The organism is Deltaproteobacteria bacterium, from assembly GCA_016235345.1.
Lineage (GTDB): Bacteria > Desulfobacterota > Desulfobacteria > Desulfobacterales > Desulfatibacillaceae > JACRLG01.
This window is the reverse complement of sequence record JACRLG010000014.1, coordinates 23,138-39,890: the sequence shown is the minus strand read 5'-3', so window position 1 is coordinate 39,890 and position 16,753 is coordinate 23,138. Positions and strand designations below refer to the sequence as shown.

General features: G+C 58.1%; 11 protein-coding genes, 1 tRNA gene and 1 other RNA gene. 4 read left to right on the top strand and 9 right to left on the bottom strand.

Annotated features, from left to right (window positions below; translation table 11 throughout):
• Positions 1 to 3: 3 nt before the first annotated feature.
• Positions 4 to 1,485 carry an SGNH/GDSL hydrolase family protein gene (locus HZB23_07060; GenBank protein MBI5844408.1) on the bottom strand — a complete coding sequence of 494 codons (1,482 nt, stop codon included), beginning with the start codon at positions 1,483 to 1,485 and terminating at the stop codon, positions 4 to 6.
• Positions 1,486 to 1,792: 307 nt separating this feature from the next.
• Between HZB23_07060 and HZB23_07055 the strand changes: the two genes are divergently transcribed.
• The 4 genes from HZB23_07055 to HZB23_07040 all read left to right on the top strand — a co-directional run bounded on the left by HZB23_07055 (position 1,793) and on the right by HZB23_07040 (position 7,241).
• Positions 1,793 to 3,283, top strand: a complete 1,491-nt coding sequence (locus HZB23_07055) for a B12-binding domain-containing radical SAM protein (protein ID MBI5844407.1) — start codon at positions 1,793 to 1,795, stop codon at positions 3,281 to 3,283.
• A 94-nt stretch (positions 3,284 to 3,377) separates the two neighbouring features.
• On the top strand, positions 3,378 to 4,877 hold the full coding sequence (locus tag HZB23_07050) for a radical SAM protein (protein ID MBI5844406.1): 1,500 nt from the start codon (positions 3,378 to 3,380) through the stop codon (positions 4,875 to 4,877).
• A complete protein-coding gene (locus HZB23_07045) occupies positions 4,870 to 5,844 on the top strand; it encodes a flippase-like domain-containing protein (protein MBI5844405.1) in 975 nt (324 codons plus the stop codon). Before HZB23_07050 ends, HZB23_07045 begins: the two co-directional genes overlap by 8 nt.
• Complete coding sequence (locus tag HZB23_07040; protein ID MBI5844404.1) at positions 5,841 to 7,241, top strand: cobalamin B12-binding domain-containing protein; 1,401 nt, start codon at positions 5,841 to 5,843, stop codon at positions 7,239 to 7,241. The genes HZB23_07045 and HZB23_07040 overlap by 4 nt, the downstream gene beginning before the upstream one ends.
• A gap of 34 nt (positions 7,242 to 7,275) precedes the next feature.
• Here the strand turns inward: HZB23_07040 and uvrA are convergent, their stop codons facing one another.
• The 8 genes from uvrA to rpoD form a co-directional block, all read right to left on the bottom strand.
• Positions 7,276 to 10,089 carry an excinuclease ABC subunit UvrA gene (gene uvrA / locus HZB23_07035; protein ID MBI5844403.1) on the bottom strand — a complete coding sequence of 938 codons (2,814 nt, stop codon included), beginning with the start codon at positions 10,087 to 10,089 and terminating at the stop codon, positions 7,276 to 7,278.
• The gene (ispD, locus tag HZB23_07030) at positions 10,076 to 10,795 is read right to left on the bottom strand and encodes a 2-C-methyl-D-erythritol 4-phosphate cytidylyltransferase (protein MBI5844402.1); all 720 of its coding nucleotides are present in this window, start codon (positions 10,793 to 10,795) and stop codon (positions 10,076 to 10,078) included. The genes uvrA and ispD overlap by 14 nt, the downstream gene beginning before the upstream one ends.
• Positions 10,796 to 10,807: 12 nt before the next feature.
• Entirely contained in the window at positions 10,808 to 12,100 is a 1,293-nt protein-coding gene (locus HZB23_07025; GenBank protein MBI5844401.1) for an HPr family phosphocarrier protein, read from the bottom strand.
• Between the two features lie 279 nt (positions 12,101 to 12,379).
• Positions 12,380 to 12,752, bottom strand: an RNA gene (rnpB, locus tag HZB23_07020) — RNase P RNA component class A.
• A 248-nt stretch (positions 12,753 to 13,000) separates the two neighbouring features.
• Complete coding sequence (locus tag HZB23_07015; protein ID MBI5844400.1) at positions 13,001 to 13,711, bottom strand: hypothetical protein; 711 nt, start codon at positions 13,709 to 13,711, stop codon at positions 13,001 to 13,003.
• A 35-nt stretch (positions 13,712 to 13,746) separates the two neighbouring features.
• Complete coding sequence (locus tag HZB23_07010) at positions 13,747 to 14,559, bottom strand: Nif3-like dinuclear metal center hexameric protein (GenBank protein ID MBI5844399.1); 813 nt, start codon at positions 14,557 to 14,559, stop codon at positions 13,747 to 13,749.
• Between the two features lie 72 nt (positions 14,560 to 14,631).
• Positions 14,632 to 14,704: transfer RNA gene (locus HZB23_07005), tRNA-Ile, on the bottom strand.
• 256 nt (positions 14,705 to 14,960) lie between these two features.
• Positions 14,961 to 16,736, bottom strand: a complete 1,776-nt coding sequence (gene rpoD / locus HZB23_07000; protein MBI5844398.1) for an RNA polymerase sigma factor RpoD — start codon at positions 16,734 to 16,736, stop codon at positions 14,961 to 14,963.
• Positions 16,737 to 16,753 lie beyond the last annotated feature (17 nt).

Sequence of the window (16,753 nt, the reverse complement as noted above, 5' to 3'; positions counted from 1 at the left end):
CGTTCAGTTTGAACGGGCGGACGCGGCCACTTCGGCTGCCAGGGCTTCTGCTTTTTGTACGAGGGCGGGGTCCCGGCCTTCGTATTGAAGCCGCCCCTGGACAAGGCGCAGGGCCTCCGGCTTGTCCCTTATGTGGATAAAAAGGGAAAACCGTTTTTCGGGAAACGACAGGCTGTAGACCCTTCCGTTGGTGAGGGGGTCTGAACGGTCGGATGAGGAAAAAATGAGGTTCAAGCCCGACACGCAGAAAAGCCCGGCTCCGTTGGCGGCTTCCCCGGCTTCATACACCCGGCCAAGGGCCTTGTCGTTTTCATAGAGATGCACGCCGGAAACCCCTCTGCTCTGGGAAGCCGCCACAAGGTCGGCGGTTAAAAGGAGCGAGACGCCGGATTTTCCCGTTTTTTCGATAAAGTCCAGGGGCCGCGTGTCCGAGGCCGGCGGTTTTGAAAGCGCCTCCCTGCCGTCCGCGTAATGCCTTTTACCCTTTTTTGCCCCTGCCAGAAAGTGGTTCTTTTTCAAAAAGCGAAAGACCTCGTCCGCGAAAAGCTGGGTAAGAAGGTCACCCGGATGGCGGTTGGCCGGGTTGGCCCAAAGGGTCCTCGGATTGGTTTCGGAAAATTTGGCGTCCACCGCCGGAAAAAGATCAAGGCACGTGACCGCAGATTTCAGGAAGATGTCTCCGAGCTTTCCCAGAAACTCCCTGTTTTCGGAGGATGGCGAATCAGGAGTAAGCACGAAAACCAGGGCCGCGCTGTTCTGGTCGCTAAGGCGCTTCATGGCCTTTACCGTTTTCTCGAAACGGTCCAGGTTTTCGGCGGTGTACAGGGCGGAAAGGGCCGAAGCGTAATCATAGCGGCTGTCTATGCTTACCTCGTAAAAGCGCTTGAGATAGCTGTTGAAAAAATCGACGCTCCTGGGAAAGAAAGTTTTGACGAAATTTTCAACCCGCCCGCCCTGCCAGAAAAACCGAAGATCGGCGTGAAAATAGCTTGCAAGGTCATTGGAAAAGCATCCCACCACAACAACGTCCGGCTTGTACTGAAAACCCTGGGCTGCGAGAAAATTCAATTCATCCTGGGTGCTCCAGCCGTTCCGGCCCCAGCTTACGACCTCGACGTTTTCGTAGTTGTTCGAGATGATGCGCTCCAGCTTGTGGCTCCAGATGGTGTCGTAGGGCGCGCCGTCGCCGAAAATGAAGGAATCGCCGATGACCGCTATGCGAAGGGTTTTTTCGGGCTTAGACAGGTTTCTTGGAATATCGTTGAAATAATGGGGATTGTTTTTGGCTATGAGGTGGTTGTCGCGGTTGATGGCAAAATCCATGGCCTTGAATTTTTTGGGAATGTACACCGGGCTCGGAGATGAGCGCCCGTCGAAAAGCCCAGCCGCCAGCACCATTTCCATAAGAAGGCCAAGCACCAGGAATCCCGCCCCGGCAGCGGCAAGGGCAAACAGTATTTTCCGCAAGCGGTAATTTTTTTTCATGCCGATTTCCCGTCCTAAATTTATTTTTTAAGGCGCTCATTATGGCTTGCGAACCGGCCATTTGCAACCCAAACTTCCGCCCAAATTTCCAAAACTTGCCGCACGAAGGGTAAAATTGCAGTCGAAGACTATAAAAACGGTGTGCGGAAGTTCATGCCTCATCCGAAACGGGCAACTGCTTTTTCAGGCTTGGATTGCATACTGTAGTGGCGTGTGCTATTTTAAACGGTCCGAACGCCTGTTTTTTGAATCCGCATCCATCAAGGCCGAAAAGCGTACCGGCCGATACCCGAAAGCCTTTTCAAACATGCGCGCAGCCTTTGTGTTCAACCCCTTCGCCTACAAGATTCACGAGGAAAACCTTCGTATAGTCCAGCGTTATTTCGGCCTTTTTCCGCCCCTTTCGATGAGTTGGGTGGCGGCAATAGCCGAAAAAGCCGGGCACGACGTGGCCTTTATCGACGCCCGGACCCTGGCCCTTACGCCCGACGAGGTGGTGGCGCGCCTTCGCATATTCAAGCCGGACATCGTGGGCTTCATGATGACCACCTACATGTTTCGGGAAACCCTCGAATGGATAAGGGCGGTGAAGGCCGGGCTTCCCAAGGTGCGGATAGTGGTGGGCGGGTACAATCTGAGGGTCTATCCCAAAGAATCGGTGATGCCGGACGAGATCGACTACGGCTGTTTCAACTCGGCCTACAACATGTTTCCGGCCCTGCTTGCGGCCCTTGAGAACAACACGCCGCTGGATGATGTACCGGGCCTCATCTACAAGAAAAACGGCAAGGTGATCGAAACCGTTTACGGCGAAGACCCGGATTTCGACCTCTACCCCAACCCGGCCCGCCACCTTCTGCCCAACGAGCTTTACGCGGAGTTCCCCACCGAGCGCAAGAATTTCACCGTCATGGTAACCTCCAAGGGCTGCCCCATGAACTGCCTCTTCTGCGAGGCCAGGCGCACTACATACAACCCGCGTAGCGTGGAAACGGTGCTGAACGAGATAGAGGAATGCGTGAACATTCACGGAATCCGCGAGATCGATTTTTTCGACTACGAGTTTCTGATAGACCGGAAGCGCGCGGAGGGCATTTTCGACGGCATTATCGAGCGGAAGATAGACATTCTCTGGGCCTGCCGGGCCCGGATAGACAGCGTGTCGGAGGAACTGCTTAAAAAAATGAAGGCCGCTGGCTGCGGGCGCATCTACATGGGCCTTGAGGCTGGCGACCAGCAGATGCTGGACCGGGTGAACAAGGGAATAACCCTAGATCAGGTGCGGCACGCGGTCAAATTGACAAAATCCCACGGAATAAAGACCTTAGGCTTTTTCATGACAGGGCTTCCGGGCGAAACGCGAGCCACGGTGGAAAAGACCGTGAAATTCGCCATGAGTCTTGGGCTCGATTACGTGCAGTTTTCCAAGACCACCGCCAAACCTTTGTCACAGCTCTGGTTCGATCTTGTCCAGGAATCCGGCTACGACTACTGGAAGGAATACATTCTTGGAAACGCCGTTGAAGCCCAGCTTCCCCGCCCCTGGACGGCCCTTACCAACGACGAGGTGGACGAGCTTACCCGCATGGCCTACCAGAGGTTCCATTCCAGGCCGTTTTTCCTATTGAAACACGCCCTTGCGGTGAAAAGTTTCGACGAGTTCAGGCGCAAGTTCTTCGCCTGGCTTTCCATGCAGTTCAGCCAGGAGAAGGTCTCCCGGAAAGACGAGCATTTTTCGGCCTACGCGGAAAACGAGCGCAAGAGGGAGAAGTACAAAAAAAAAGGAGGCGAGAAATGACCGGTACGGAAACATCTGGCGTTTATCACTGATTTTCTGTCCTTATGAAGCGAAACGGGATGGCACCCAAAAACAAAAAACAACAATCCGCCACATGAACATCACCCTGGTCTATCGCGGGCGCTACCTTGTGAGGCAGGCGCTGGAGCTGGAAACCCTGGCCGCCCTCATTCGGGGTGCGGGGCATGGGGTGAGCCTCGTTTACGACCCCGACCTTTTCGGCGTCACAGACAACGTTCTCCAGTTTCCAGCCCTTGCGCGGCGTCTTTCTTCTCCAGAAAGAATCGCCCGGAAAATTCTGGCCCGAAAGCCCGATGCGGTTCTCTTTTCGGTTCTTCCCGCAACCTTCGGCGCTCTTTCCGAAACCGCACGGCTGGTGAAGGCGAAATCCGGCGTCCCCATCATTTTTCTGGGCCTTTTTCCGAGCCTTGCGGCGGAAGAGGTGATGAAGGTTGAGGCGGTTGACCTCGTGATGGAGGGCGAAGCGGAACCGGCGCTACCTCCGCTTCTGGATGTCATCGCAAAAGGCGGATTCGGCGATTCCGCCCGGATGGAGGCCGTTACCAACCTCCTTTTTCGTTGCGGCGGCGGGCTTTTCCGCACCGAAAAAGCGCCGCCCGTTGACCTTGATTCCCTGCCTCCGCCCGACAAGAATCTCTTTTCGCCTTACGTTTCCCAAAAATCCAGCTACGCCGCCATGGTGAGCAGGGGCTGCCCTTTTTCGTGCTCCTTTTGCGAGGAAACCTGCATGAAGGCCCTTTACGGGCCGGGCTATTTCCGCAGGAAAAGCGTGGAATCGGTGATGGAGGAACTTCTTGCAGGAAAACGCGAATCCGGTTTCAAAGAGGTCATTTTCAAGGACTCGTATCTAACCGGCGACGAGGCCTGGCTGTCATCGCTCATGGGGCGCTTCAAAAATGAAATCGGGGTTCCGTTCAAGTGCTTTGCCACCATTACCGGGTTCGACGATAAGACGGCGCGGCTTCTGAAGCAGGGCGGCTGCTACTGCGTGGAGTTCGGGCTCCAGACCTGGAACGAGGGCATAAGGAAAAACGTTTTAAACCGCCGGGAAACAAACATTGACGCCCGCATGGTTTTCGAAATCTGCTCTAAAATAGGGCTGGCCTATGACATCGACCACATGTTCGGCCTTCCGGGCGAAACCGAGGCCGATCACCGGAAAGGCTTAGAGGAATACCGGAAATTGAGGGGCGTAAACCGGGTCAAGGTGCATTCTCTCGTGTATCTTCCCAAGGCCCCGATATCTGCCCACGCGCCGGAATCGATCGCTCTGGCGGGAGCGGGGCAGGGCGGGCCTTGCGATTTCTACGATCCGGCAAGCCTGCCCGAAAACCAGCGCGCCCTGGTTCGGGGATGGGCCGCGTTGTACAAGCTATTGCCCCTCCTGCCGGAAGGCCTTGCCGGGCGGCTGTCGTTGCGTCCGCTTGTTCCGGGCAGAATCCCCAGGCCCGCGATGGCCGCCTTTATGGGGCTTGCGGCTCTCAAAACCGGCGACCTGCGATTTCTGGTCTATCTGAAAAACTATCCCGCGCTGATTTTGAAGGTTCTGGCCGAAAGGCTCGGCAATGCGTAATTTTATCGGAAAAACGCTTTCCGGAAAGTCCGCCAGCGTTTTTCTGGCCCTTCTGGCCAGCGCGGCCTTCCTGGCCCTTGCATGGAGGGCCGCCGGACTTCGCCCGGAGGAAATCCGCGCCGCATTCAGATCGGCTGATACCGGCCTTCTTTTCGGGGTGCTTGCGGCGTCGGTTGCGTGGCACGTTTTTATGGGCGCGGATAAAATGTACCGGGTCCTGAAATCCCTGGGCCTTTTCGTCCCATTTCGGGAGATACTCAAGTGGCGGCTGGGTTCAGGGCCCATGAGGGTGATTCTGCCCGTGGATTCCGGCGAGGTCTTCGACGTTCTGTACCTTTGGCGGGGCAGGGGGGAAGGCGCGGACACCGCCGCCGGGGCGGTCGCCTTTGAAAGCGGCTTGAATCTTATCGGGGCCTCGTTCTGGCTAGGGTTCGGCCTGGTTCTGACCGGCGCGCCCCAGGGCTTTTCCAGGGTTGTCGCGGCCGTCTCCTTCGGCCTCCTGTACGCGGTGTTTTTTTTCTCGACTCCCCTGCACCAGCGTCTGATAAAATCGGCCCGCGATTTCAGGCCGTCTTTCGGGCGGGTCGCGTCTGCGGTTCTTGGGCCTTTCGCAAGCTGCCCGGCCCGGAGAAAGCTCTTTTTCGCGGCCTACGGCGTGGTTTTCCAGACAAGAAGCCTGTGGGTGTGCTGGTTTTTGCTCAAGGCGTTCGGTTATTCGCCCGACTCCGCAACGGTGATCGCCGGGACATCCATCGCAATTTTCGCCGGACACGCTCCGTCGGTTTCGGGAATGGGGCCCAGGGAGGCCGCCATCATGCTCTTTCTGGCGGGCTCGGCCCCCCAGCCGGTGCTTTTTTCCGTGGGGCTTTTGCTCACCCTTTTCGTGCACGTCATCCCCATGCTGGTTGGCGCGCCATGGGCCCTGTGGTTTTTCGGGCGGCTGATGGCCAAAAGGAGCGAGCCGTGACGGGAAAAAATACAGTGGTGCTTGTGAACCCCCGCGCTACCTACTTTAACGAGATCGCCCAGAAATGCTATCCGCCCGCAAGCCTTCTGTATCTGGCAGCAGCCCTCATTGAGGCCGGGTACTCCGTTACGGTGATCGACGCCAACGCCTTCGGCCTTTCGGACGATCAAATATCAGCGGAAATTCGCGCCGCCCGGCCTTTTCTGGTGGGCTTTTCGGTCTATTCGGAGATTCTGCCCCAGGTGCGCCTGCTCTGCCGCCTTGCCCGGAAAGCCGCGCCGGATGCCCGGATAGTTCTTGGAGGCCCCCACGCAACGGCTGTTCCCGAAACCACCCTGGTCCAGTTTCCCGAAGCCGATTTCCTCCTTTCAGGCGAGGCCGAGGAATCCCTTCCCCTCCTCTGCGGGAAAATTCTTGGGAACTCGCCTCCCGCCGACGTTCCCGGCGCTTATTTTTGGAATGATGCAGGGCGCATCACATCCGGCCCTCCCCACAGGCTGCCCGACGTGAAGGGCCTTCCCCGCCCGGCCAAGCATCTCCTAAAAAGGGCCTACGATGAAAAGCTCTACTACTCGATCCTTGTGCGCAAAAAACCCGTGGACACCCTGTTTTCAAGCCGGGGCTGCCCCTTCAAATGCGGGTTCTGCTACAATTTCAGGCACAATTATCGGGCGCGGGAGCCCTTCGACGTTGTGAACGAGCTGGTGAAAATCCGGGAATCGGGGATAAGGGACGTGGAGGTCTGCGACGACACCTTCACGGTAAACGAGGACCGGGCTCTTGAGATTTTCCGCCTCATCCAAAAGGAGCGCCTTGACGTATCCTTTAGAATAAAAAGCCGTGTGGACGTATTCACCGAAAGGCTGGCGGCGGAGGCGAAGAAGGCCGGCGTGTATCTTGTGGCCTTCGGCATGGAGAGCGGCAGCCAGCGGATGCTGGACATCATGGAAAAGCGCATCACGAAGGAGCAGTGCGCCACTGCGCGGAGCCTGTGCAAAATTTACGGAATGGCGGCTCATTCGAGCTGGGTTGTGGGCTATCCCGGCGAGACCCCGGAAACAGTGGCCGAGACGACGGATTTCATAGTGAAACTCACGCCCACCACAGCCAACGTGGCGGTCTTGAGGCCCTACCCGCAGACTCCCGCCTATCTTATCGCAAGGGATGAAGGCTCCCTTGTGGGGGAATGGAGCCCGGACGCGGTTGATTTCCCCTGGGTGCGCCTGCCCTGGGCGAATGAAAAGCGGGTGCTAGATGACATGGTGAAAAAGATGATGCGGAAAATTTACTTCCGGCCCTACTACGCGGCGTCCTTCGGAAAGGACGTAATCTATAACATGAACTTTCTTCTTCTGCGCTACGCCTTCCAGGAAGCCGGAAAGGTAATAGGCTTTTAGGAAAAAGCGAACTTTGAAACCCGTCCTGAAAAAATCATAAAACGGTTTTCAGATATTTCCCCGTGTGGCTTTTCGGGTTTTTCGCCACTTCCTCGGGCGTTCCCTCCGCAACTATCTGGCCCCCGCCGTCTCCCCCTTCGGGGCCCAAGTCGATCAGCCAGTCTGCGGATTTTATCACGTCCAGGTTGTGCTCGATAACCACCACGGTGTTTCCCAGGTCCACAAGCCGGTTGATGACGGTTAAGAGCCTTTCGACATCCGCGAAGTGAAGGCCGGTGGTGGGCTCGTCCAGGATGTAGACGGTCTGGCCGGTTCCGCGCTTGCTTAGCTCGCGGGCGAGCTTTATGCGCTGTGCCTCGCCGCCAGAAAGCGTGGTGGCGCTCTGGCCCAGGCGAACGTAGCCAAGGCCCACGTCCGAGAGGGTGGCAAGTTTTTCGCGAATGGCCCCCACCCGGTCGTAGAAAGCCAGGGCCTGGTCCACCGTCATGTCCAGGACCTGGGCGATGTTTTTGCCCTTGTAGCGCACCTCCAGGGTTTCCCGGTTGTAGCGCTGGGCCTGGCAGACGTCGCAGGCAACGTAGACATCCGGCAGAAAATGCATCTCGATTTTTATGATGCCGTCCCCGGCGCAGGCCTCGCAGCGCCCGCCCTTCACGTTGAAGGAAAAGCGCCCGGCCTTGTAGCCCCTGGCCCGGGCGTCCTGGGTGCGGGAAAAAAGCTCGCGTATGTGGGTGAAAAGCCCGGTGTAGGTGGCCGGATTGGATCGCGGGGTGCGGCCTATGGGGGCCTGGTCTATGTGGATGACTTTGTCCACATCTTTCAAGCCAAGAATTTCGGAGTAGGCCCCGGAGCTTATGCGATGCCGGTAAAGATGCCGTGACAGGGCCTTGTACAGGGTCTCGATAACGAGCGTTGATTTTCCCGATCCTGAAACGCCGGTGACGCAGATGAGCCGGCCCAAGGGGAATTCCGCCTCGATGTTTTTCAGGTTGTTGGCGGATGCCCCCCTTATGATGAGGCTTCCCCTTGGGGGCCTGCGCCTCGTTTCCGGCACCGGGATGGATTTCTTGCCCGAAAGATAGAGGCCGGTGAGGGATTTTTCATCTTCCAGGATATTCTGGGGCGTGCCCGAAAAAACCACGTGGCCGCCTGCCTCGCCCGCGCCCGGCCCCATGTCCACCACGAAGTCGGCGGCCATTATGGTGTCCGCGTCGTGCTCCACCACAAGCACCGTGTTTCCGAGGTCCCGGAGGCGCACCAGGGTGTCTAAAAGCCTCTGGTTGTCCCGCTGGTGAAGGCCTATGGAAGGCTCGTCCAGCACGTAGAGGACGCCCGTCAGGCCCGATCCTATCTGGGTGGCGAGTCTGATTCTCTGTCCCTCGCCGCCTGAAAGTGTGGATGCGGCCCGGTCCAGGGTGAGGTAATCCAGGCCCACGTTGGAGAGAAACCCCAGGCGCTCGCGGATTTCCTTCAATATCCGCCCGGCTATGGCCCGCTCCCGAAGCGAGAGATTAAGGGACTCGAAAAAATCATACGCCCCTTTCACCGAAAGTGCGGTGGCCTCGAATATGGCTTTTTCGCCCACGGTCACGGCGCGGGAGGCCTGGGAGAGCCTCGTTCCCCCGCAGTCGGCGCAGGGCGCGAAGGTCATGTAGCGCTCGATTTCATCCCGGCTCCACTGGCTGCCGGTTTCGGTGTAGCGACGCCTTAGCTTGTTGATGATGCCTTCGAAGGGCTTTTTGTATGTGAAGCGCTGGCCGTTCTTCTCGAAATAAAAGGTTATGGGCTGGCCTTCGGAGCCGTACAGGAGCGCCTTTTTGAAGAATTCGGGAAGGAGCCTGAAGGGGGTTCTTATGTCCACCTGGTAATGGGTGGTGAGGGCGTCCAGGAACTCGAAAAAGATCATGGAGTTGCGGTTGGCCCAGGGAGCCACGGCCCCTTCGCGCAGGGAAAGCTCCTGGTTGGGTATCACAAGCTCCGGGTCGATCTCCATGGAGGCCCCAAGGCCCGAACACTTGGTGCAGGCTCCCTGGGGGGAATTGAAGGAAAAGGAGGCCGGGGAAAGATCGGGAAAGCTTATGCCGCACACGGCGCAGGCGGATTTTTCCGAAAATAGTATGGGCTCGCGGCCAGGCGAACGAAGGGTGACGAAGCCCGCGCCCTGGGCCAGGGCAAGCTCCAGGGAGTCGGACAGGCGGTTTCTGATGGACGGCTTCACCGCAAGCCGGTCCACCATCACCGAGATGTCGTGCTTCTTGGTCTTGGAAAGCTCCGGCGGGTTCTCAAGCTCGTAGGTCTTGCCGTTGACAACCACCCGCGCGAAGCCGTCTTTCTGAAGACGGGCGAAGAGCTTTTCCTGCGCGCCCTTGCGGTCGGTGACGAGCGGGGCCAGAATTTCCAGCTTGGTGCCTTCGGGAAGGGCCAGAACCCGGTCCACCATCTGGTCTATGGAAAGAGAGCTGATGGACCTGCCGCATTTCGGGCAGTGGGGTAGCCCTATGCGAGCGTATAGAAGACGCAGGTAATCGTAGATTTCCGTCACCGTGCCCACTGTTGAGCGCGGGTTGTGGCTGGCGGTCTTCTGCTCTATGGCGATGGCGGGGGAAAGCCCCTCGATCACGTCCACGTCGGGCTTGTCCATGCGCTCCAGGAACTGGCGGGCGTAGGTGGACAGGGACTCGACGTAGCGGCGCTCGCCCTCCGCGTAGAGGGTGTCGAAGGCGAGTGTGGATTTCCCTGAGCCCGAAAGCCCGGTCACCACAACGAGGCGGTTGCGGGGCAGGGTAACGTCCACGTTTTTTAGGTTGTGCTCCCTGGCCCCCCTTATGACGATGCTATCCTGGGACACTCGTCCCCCTTGCGGCTTTTTGCGTGATTTGCTCCATGACGGCCCGGGCGATTTCGAGATCGATGGGCTCGGTGATCTTGATGTTCCAGCGGCTGCCCCGCTCAAGAAATACTTTTTGGCCCGCGCGCTCCGCCAGGGCCGCGTCGTCGGTGCCGACAAATCCGTCGTACAGGGCTTTTCGATGGGCGCTCAAAATAAGGTTATACAAGAATGCCTGGGGGGTCTGGACCTGCCACAGCGCCGACCGGTCGGGAGTCTCCACGGCGAAACCGCGTCCGTCGGCCCGCTTTATGGTGTCGGTTGCAGGATGGCCAAGAACGGCGGCCCCGTGAACGCGGGCGGCTTCAACGCAGCGGCGGATTTCGTCGCCGGTCACAAAGGGCCTTGCCGCGTCGTGAATGAGCACGATTTCGGTTGAGGGATCGCAGGCCAAAAGCCCGTTAAACACCGAGCCCTGGCGGTGGTCTCCGCCAAGCGCAAGGGCCAGGGGCTTTTTCACCGGGTTGGCGGCGATTATGGGCCGGATAACCGCGAGCCTCTCCTCCTTGGGCGTCACCAGGACCAGCCTGTCCACCCAGTCCGCATCGTCGAAGACGGAAAGGCTGTGGCAGAGAAGGGGCTTGCCACAAAGATCACGGTACTGCTTGGGAGTCGCGCCGCCCAGCCGGGTTCCTCCGCCTGCGGCGACAATTATTGCTGTCACCATTTCATCACGCGTTCATTTTGCAAGAAGGTAGGAAAGCTCCCTGGGAAGGGGGATGTCGCGCCCGATAAGGTCCTCCCCGTAGTTTACGCCCGCCAGAATCCTTATGTCGGCAAGGGCCATGCTGTTGCCCTCGAAAACGACTTCTGAAAAATTTCTGCGCTTGACCTCGCCGCCTCCGTATTGAAGCATGATGGGGCGGGAAGCGTCGTAGGTCATGTCGCCCACAACCATCTTCACGCCTCCGCCGTGCCTCTCCACTATCTTGGACACCAGAAGGCTGGGGCGGGTGTGGAAGCCCCGGTCGCGGGGAACCGAAACCACTATGCGGTCCAGCACTATGTGTTCTTCGCGGATTTGTTCGGCGAGTTTCTGGCCGTCTTTGAGATAAATGGAGGCGTAGTAGAGGCCGTAATTTATGGTGCGATCCAAAAGCTCCTCCGGGCCGATGATGTTGGCCAGGCGCTCCCTCACCTTTTTGTGGACGTCCTTGACCCCCATGTCGCGCAAATGGCGCTCGTGAAAGTGCAGAAGCGAGCCGGTGAGGTCCAGAAGGTGCAGGACCACCGAGAAGTAGCCCCGGAATTTCCGAAGCTTCTTCGGGTCCTTGGTGGCGCCCCTTATTATGTAGCTGTCGAAGGTGGACTGAAGGCCGTGCACCACCATTGCGTGGCGGCGGACTTCCACCTCGTTCACCTGCTCCGGCACTAGAGCCTCGATTTCCTCGCAAGACAGTTTCTGGGCTATGCCGATCTCGTCGAAGGAATCCACCACCCCGAGAAAATTTCCCGTCACCTTCACGATGTTCCTGGTGTCCTCGAATTTTTCCGGGCCGTCAACGTCCGCCGGAAGCAGGGAGGGGGTTGAGATGCGCGGGAAATTCTGGGGCTTGTAGCATTTTCTGGGGATGCGGATGGAAAGCCGCCTTGCCTCGGAAAGGATTTCCGGGGCGAATTTTTTGAGCACCCTTGCAAGGTAGTCGTGGGTGCGGTGACCCTGACTGTTGAAGTTTTCCAGGTCGTCCAGGCCGTAATGGGGAAATCGGTTGAAGATGTGTTTCTGGGCGTTGGCCGCCTTGGAAAGATGCCTCACGGCGGCGGAAAGCTCGCGGTAGTAATACCAGTCGCGGTTTTCCTTGGCCCCGTGAAAGTCCAGCAGATCTTCCAGCAACTGGGCCGATGAGCCCGCGTGGACGTAGAATTTCTTGGTGAGGGTTTCCCGCCCCGGCTCCACCGTATCCAGGTACTTCAGGCACATCAGATACTCTTCGGAAAAGATGTTGGCCTTTTCCATGAAAGGAGCGAGCATCGGATCGAATTTTCTGGCCATTCGCATCTCCGGCAGGGCCTCCCTTCAGCAAGCCCCTTGCATGGCAGCCTTCTGAAAAAGTCCCATATCAAGTCGGGGTGTCAGACGGCCTAAAAACGATGAAGAGCAAGGAAGGGTGGCTTGGCCGGGGAGGCCGTGTACTAAATGTACATAACGAGCCGGCCAAGCCACCCTGACACAGCTATTCGCGTTTTTAGGCCGTCTGACAAGAAACGAGACCCCTTGAGGCATCGCCTCAAGGGGGCCGTTTCAAAAAAGGGGGACAGGGGAACGTAAGCCGAATTCTGTTCCCGCGTGAAGCGGGCGGCGGCCATTCATCTTGGACTGCGGTTGCCCGCGAGCCTCTTGCGACCTACCCGAGGGCATGGGCCGGGCCGGCCTCGTGACGCCCTCCTATTTGGTCTTGCACCGGGTGGGGTTTACCTAGCTTCCCCGGTCGCCCGGAGAACTGGTGCGCTCTTACCGCACCGTTTCACCCTTACCCTGCGGCTTAAAGCCGCAAGGCGGTCTGCTCTCTGTTGCACTTTCCTTCGCGTCGCCGCGACTCCGCGTTACGGAGCACCCTGCCCTGTGGTGTTCGGACTTTCCTCCAACGGGCGAAAAGCCCGTCAGCGGCCGCCTGTTCTCCTGTCCCCGCAAAAATCAAAAATCCCGGCCTGGCCGGGAAAAATGATCCGTCTCAAAAAAGCGTCCAAGTGAATGGATCCGCTTCAAAATGCCTGAATCCTGCCTTTTTCAAGGCTGTCGTAAACGGTCGGCATGATCCCCTGCGTCGCTTTAAAGGCCCGGAAATGCGTCCTCCGGGTTTTCGGCGACGAGCCGGGGCAGGCTCACTCCGCTTAATCTTATAATCTAATCATTGCCCGCTCTATTTCAATATCACTCTTCCTGCTTCCAGTAGATTATCCTTTCGCAGTGCGGGCACTGCCTTATGTCTTCACAGCGTTGAAGCTCGTTGTAGGCCTGGGGCGGCACCTTCATGTTGCAGCCGAGGCATACCGCGCTCTGGACTGCAACCACGGCCGTGCCGCCTGCTGCCTTAAGGATTAGCTGGTAACGGGTGAAAAGATCGGGCTGGAGGGCTTCGGCTGCCTTTGAGCGGGATTCGCACAGAGCGGCCAGCCTGGCGTCGCTTTCGCTTGCCAGCGTGCAGGCGCACTCCCTTTCCTGCTCCACGGCCTGTAAAAGGGCCTTTTCCTCGTCCTCAAGACCGGCGATGGTCTTGTCCAGTTCCTCGATTTTTTCTATGCAGGCGATGGTCTCGTCGTCGATTTCGGCGATCCGGCGCTTGCCGTCCGCTATTTCCTTCTGCAGGGCCTTCAGTTCGCGGTTGTTCTTGATGTTGTTGAGCCGTTCCTGGCTCTTCTTTGACAGGGCCCGAATGTCGTTGGCCTCGGAATTGAGTTCCCTCTGGCTCTTTTCAAGCTGGGCCTTGGTCTCTCTTTCCCTTTCCAGGTGCTGAAGTATGTATTCGAGTTTTTCCTCGGTTTCAGCCACCCTTTTTTGACATCGGGCCACGTCGGCCCGGACCTTTTCGGTCTCATCGTCTATACCCTGGATTTCCACCAGTTTGAGGATCTGATCCTTCACGATTCCTCCGTGTCATGAGTATTCGGTCATACGTTTCAGACGGTGATGATCACCGGCCGGAACGGGTCCTTTTCCGAGGGGTGGAGCATGATTTCCACTCCATTTGCTGCGAGTGCCGGTGAAAGACGCCTTGCAAGGGCCTCCACCACCGGGTGTTCGGTTGCGAAATGGCCGGCGTCAATGCATGCGCGGCCATGGTCTGCGATTTCCCTGGCGTCGTGATGGCCAAGGTCTCCGGTGATGAAAACCGTTGCGTCGGAGTCCAGAAAGGCCCCCACCATGCTGCGACCGCCGCCCGAACACACGGCGACCCTGGATACGGGAATGCCGGGATCGCCTGCGGCCCTCAGCCAGCCGATGCCAAGGCGCTTGGCCACGTGGCGGCACAGGCCGTCGAAATCGAACGGGCGCGGCAACAGGCCGGTGAACCCAAGGCCGAAGTCGGAGGGGTCGTTCGCGTCGGCTTCCATTGCCCTGATTTCGGACATGCCCAGTTTTTCGGCAAGGATTTCATTAACGCCGCCCCTGGCTCTGTCCAGGTTGGTGTGGGCCGCGTAGATGGCGAGGTCATTTTTGGTGGCGGTTTCTATGAGGTTGCCCAGGGGGCTTGAAAAATCGAGGCGCTTTATGGGGCGGAGGAAGAGGGGGTGGTGGGTTATGAGCATCTGGGACCCTGCTGCGACCGCCTCCTTCACTACAATGGGAGAGGGGTCGAGGGCCATGCTTACCTTTGTGACCGTTCGGTCGGCCCTCCCCATCAAAAGCCCAACGTTGTCCCAGGCCAGGGCGAGACGGGGATGCGCGGTCTCTTCCATTAGGGCCACGATGTCTGAAACTTTAAGCGGCATTTGGGTCCGTTTCCGGGATGCTTCCGGGCGCTTCAGGATGCCTTCCGTAAAGCGCCTTGGGGAAAAATGGGATGGGCCCACCTGGATTCGAACCAGGGACCGACCGGTTATGAGCCGGTGGCTCTACCAATTGAGCTATAGGCCCTTCTATCCTTTAACGTTCAGCATCAGGAAGCGCCCTTGAAAGAGACCGCTTCCCGCCAAGCGAATCTTTCTATGAAACATGTTCCTGCACCGGATGTCAACCATCTTGATGAAGAAAAATTTAGGCCTGGGGAAAAGTTTTCACCTCCCCAGGCCCATACCACCTGTTGCGGCCTGTAGGGGCCGTGTGCGCATCCGAAAAGCTCTGGCCACGACGCGCCAGGTAAAGGCCGTAATGAAGCCGCCTTTAAAGTGTTTCAGTTTTCGATGAAGCTTTTGAGCTTCTGGCTGCGGCTGGGGTGGCGCAGCTTTCTTAGGGCCTTGGCCTCTATCTGGCGTATGCGCTCGCGGGTCACCTGGAAGTCCTTGCCCACTTCTTCGAGGGTGTGGTCCGCCTTTTCCCCTATGCCGAAGCGCATCCGAAGAACCTTTTCCTCGCGGGGGGTGAGGGTGGCCAGGACCTTCCTGGTCTGCTCGGCAAGGTTGATGCTTATGGCGGCCTCGGAGGGCAGCAGGAATTTCTTGTCCTCAATGAAATCGCCCAAATGGCTGTCCTCCTCCTCGCCGATGGGAGTTTCCAGGCTGATGGGCTCCTTGGCGATTTTGAGCACCCGGCGCACTTTCTCCAGGGGGAACTCCATCTTTTCGGCGATTTCCTCCGGGCTCGGCTCGCGGCCAAGCTCCTGAACAAGGTAGCGGGACGTGCGGATGAGCTTGTTGATGGTCTCGATCATATGCACCGGGATTCTTATGGTGCGGGCCTGGTCGGCTATGGCGCGGGTTATGGCCTGGCGTATCCACCACGTGGCATAGGTGGAGAACTTGTAGCCGCGTCTGTACTCGAACTTGTCAACGGCCTTCATGAGGCCGATGTTGCCCTCCTGGATGAGATCGAGAAACTGGAGGCCCCGGTTGGTGTACTTTTTGGCTATGGACACAACGAGCCGGAGGTTGGCGCGGATCAGCTCGGCCTTGGCCTCCTTGGCCTTGCCGCGACCGGTTTCCACGCAGGCCCTTACGCGCTTCATGCCCAGGATGTTGCTTTTTAAGAGGCACTCGCGCTCCCTGATAAAAGCCTGGACCTCGCGCACCAGGGCTAAGTGCTCGCCTATCATTTCCTCGTCCATGCCGCAGGTCTTTGAGACCTTCTGGCAGAACTCCTCCTCGTTTTCACATGCGGAGCGGAGGTCCATGACGTTTACGCCCAGGTTTTCGGCGCACATGGCAAGCTTGGCCTGCATTGCCTCGAACCAGCCAATTTCGTTATAGATGCGTTCCTCAATGTCCGAAAGGAGGCGGTTTTCAAGCCGCCAGTCCTTGAGAATGGCGAATATGCGCCTGTTTCTGCGGTTGATGGATCGGCGCATCTTGCGGCGGTCTTCGGCGTTCAAGCTCTGGCCCTCGGAGAAGAGCCTCTCCCGAAGCCCCTGGTTCTCATCGTGCAGGGTCTTCATCTCGGCTATGGCGGCGCAGATCTTTTCCAGCTTTTCAGGCTCTTCCTGGAAGTTCTCGCCTTCGTCAACGTCCCGGAAAAGGTCCTTCATGCGCAGGCCGCCGGAGGCAAGGCCATCGCCCAGGACAAGGAGGTGTTCGACGCCCATGGTGGTTTCCAGGAGCGCTTTCAAAACCTCCTGCTCGCCTTCCTCTATCTTTTTGGCGATGTCTATCTCGCCCTCCCGCGAAAGAAGGGACACCATGCCCATTTCCCGCAGATAGAGCTTGACCGGGTCCGAGCTTCCGCCCACGTCCAGGCTGTCCCGCGCGTCCTCGTCCAGAATCTTTTCGTCGTCGGCGGACTTGGCGGCCTCGGCCACGCTGACCCTTTTGCCGTCAAGGATTTCGATGTCCATTTCATCGAACATCATGAGGGTCTCATCTATCTGGTCGGAGGAAACCATGTCCTCCGGCAGGACCTCGTTCAGATCGTCGTAGGTGAGGTAACCCTGTTTCTTGCCCCTGGTAATGAGTTCCTCAAGTTCGGCGGGCTTTGATTCCGTGTCTACGGGAGTCTTCGGTTTCTGATCTTTCGCCATGTGTTGGACCTTTGCCG

Coding starts and splice junctions, on each gene's coding strand:
- HZB23_07050 (MBI5844406.1), top strand. CDS start 3,378: ATGAACATCACCCTGGTCTATCGCGGGCGCTACCTTGTGAGGCAGGCG.
- HZB23_07010 (MBI5844399.1), bottom strand. CDS start 14,559: ATGCCGCTTAAAGTTTCAGACATCGTGGCCCTAATGGAAGAGACCGCG.
- HZB23_07045 (MBI5844405.1), top strand. CDS start 4,870: ATGCGTAATTTTATCGGAAAAACGCTTTCCGGAAAGTCCGCCAGCGTT.
- rpoD (MBI5844398.1), bottom strand. CDS start 16,736: ATGGCGAAAGATCAGAAACCGAAGACTCCCGTAGACACGGAATCAAAG.
- ispD (MBI5844402.1), bottom strand. CDS start 10,795: ATGGTGACAGCAATAATTGTCGCCGCAGGCGGAGGAACCCGGCTGGGC.
- HZB23_07025 (MBI5844401.1), bottom strand. CDS start 12,100: ATGCTCGCTCCTTTCATGGAAAAGGCCAACATCTTTTCCGAAGAGTAT.
- HZB23_07055 (MBI5844407.1), top strand. CDS start 1,793: ATGCGCGCAGCCTTTGTGTTCAACCCCTTCGCCTACAAGATTCACGAG.
- HZB23_07060 (MBI5844408.1), bottom strand. CDS start 1,485: ATGAAAAAAAATTACCGCTTGCGGAAAATACTGTTTGCCCTTGCCGCT.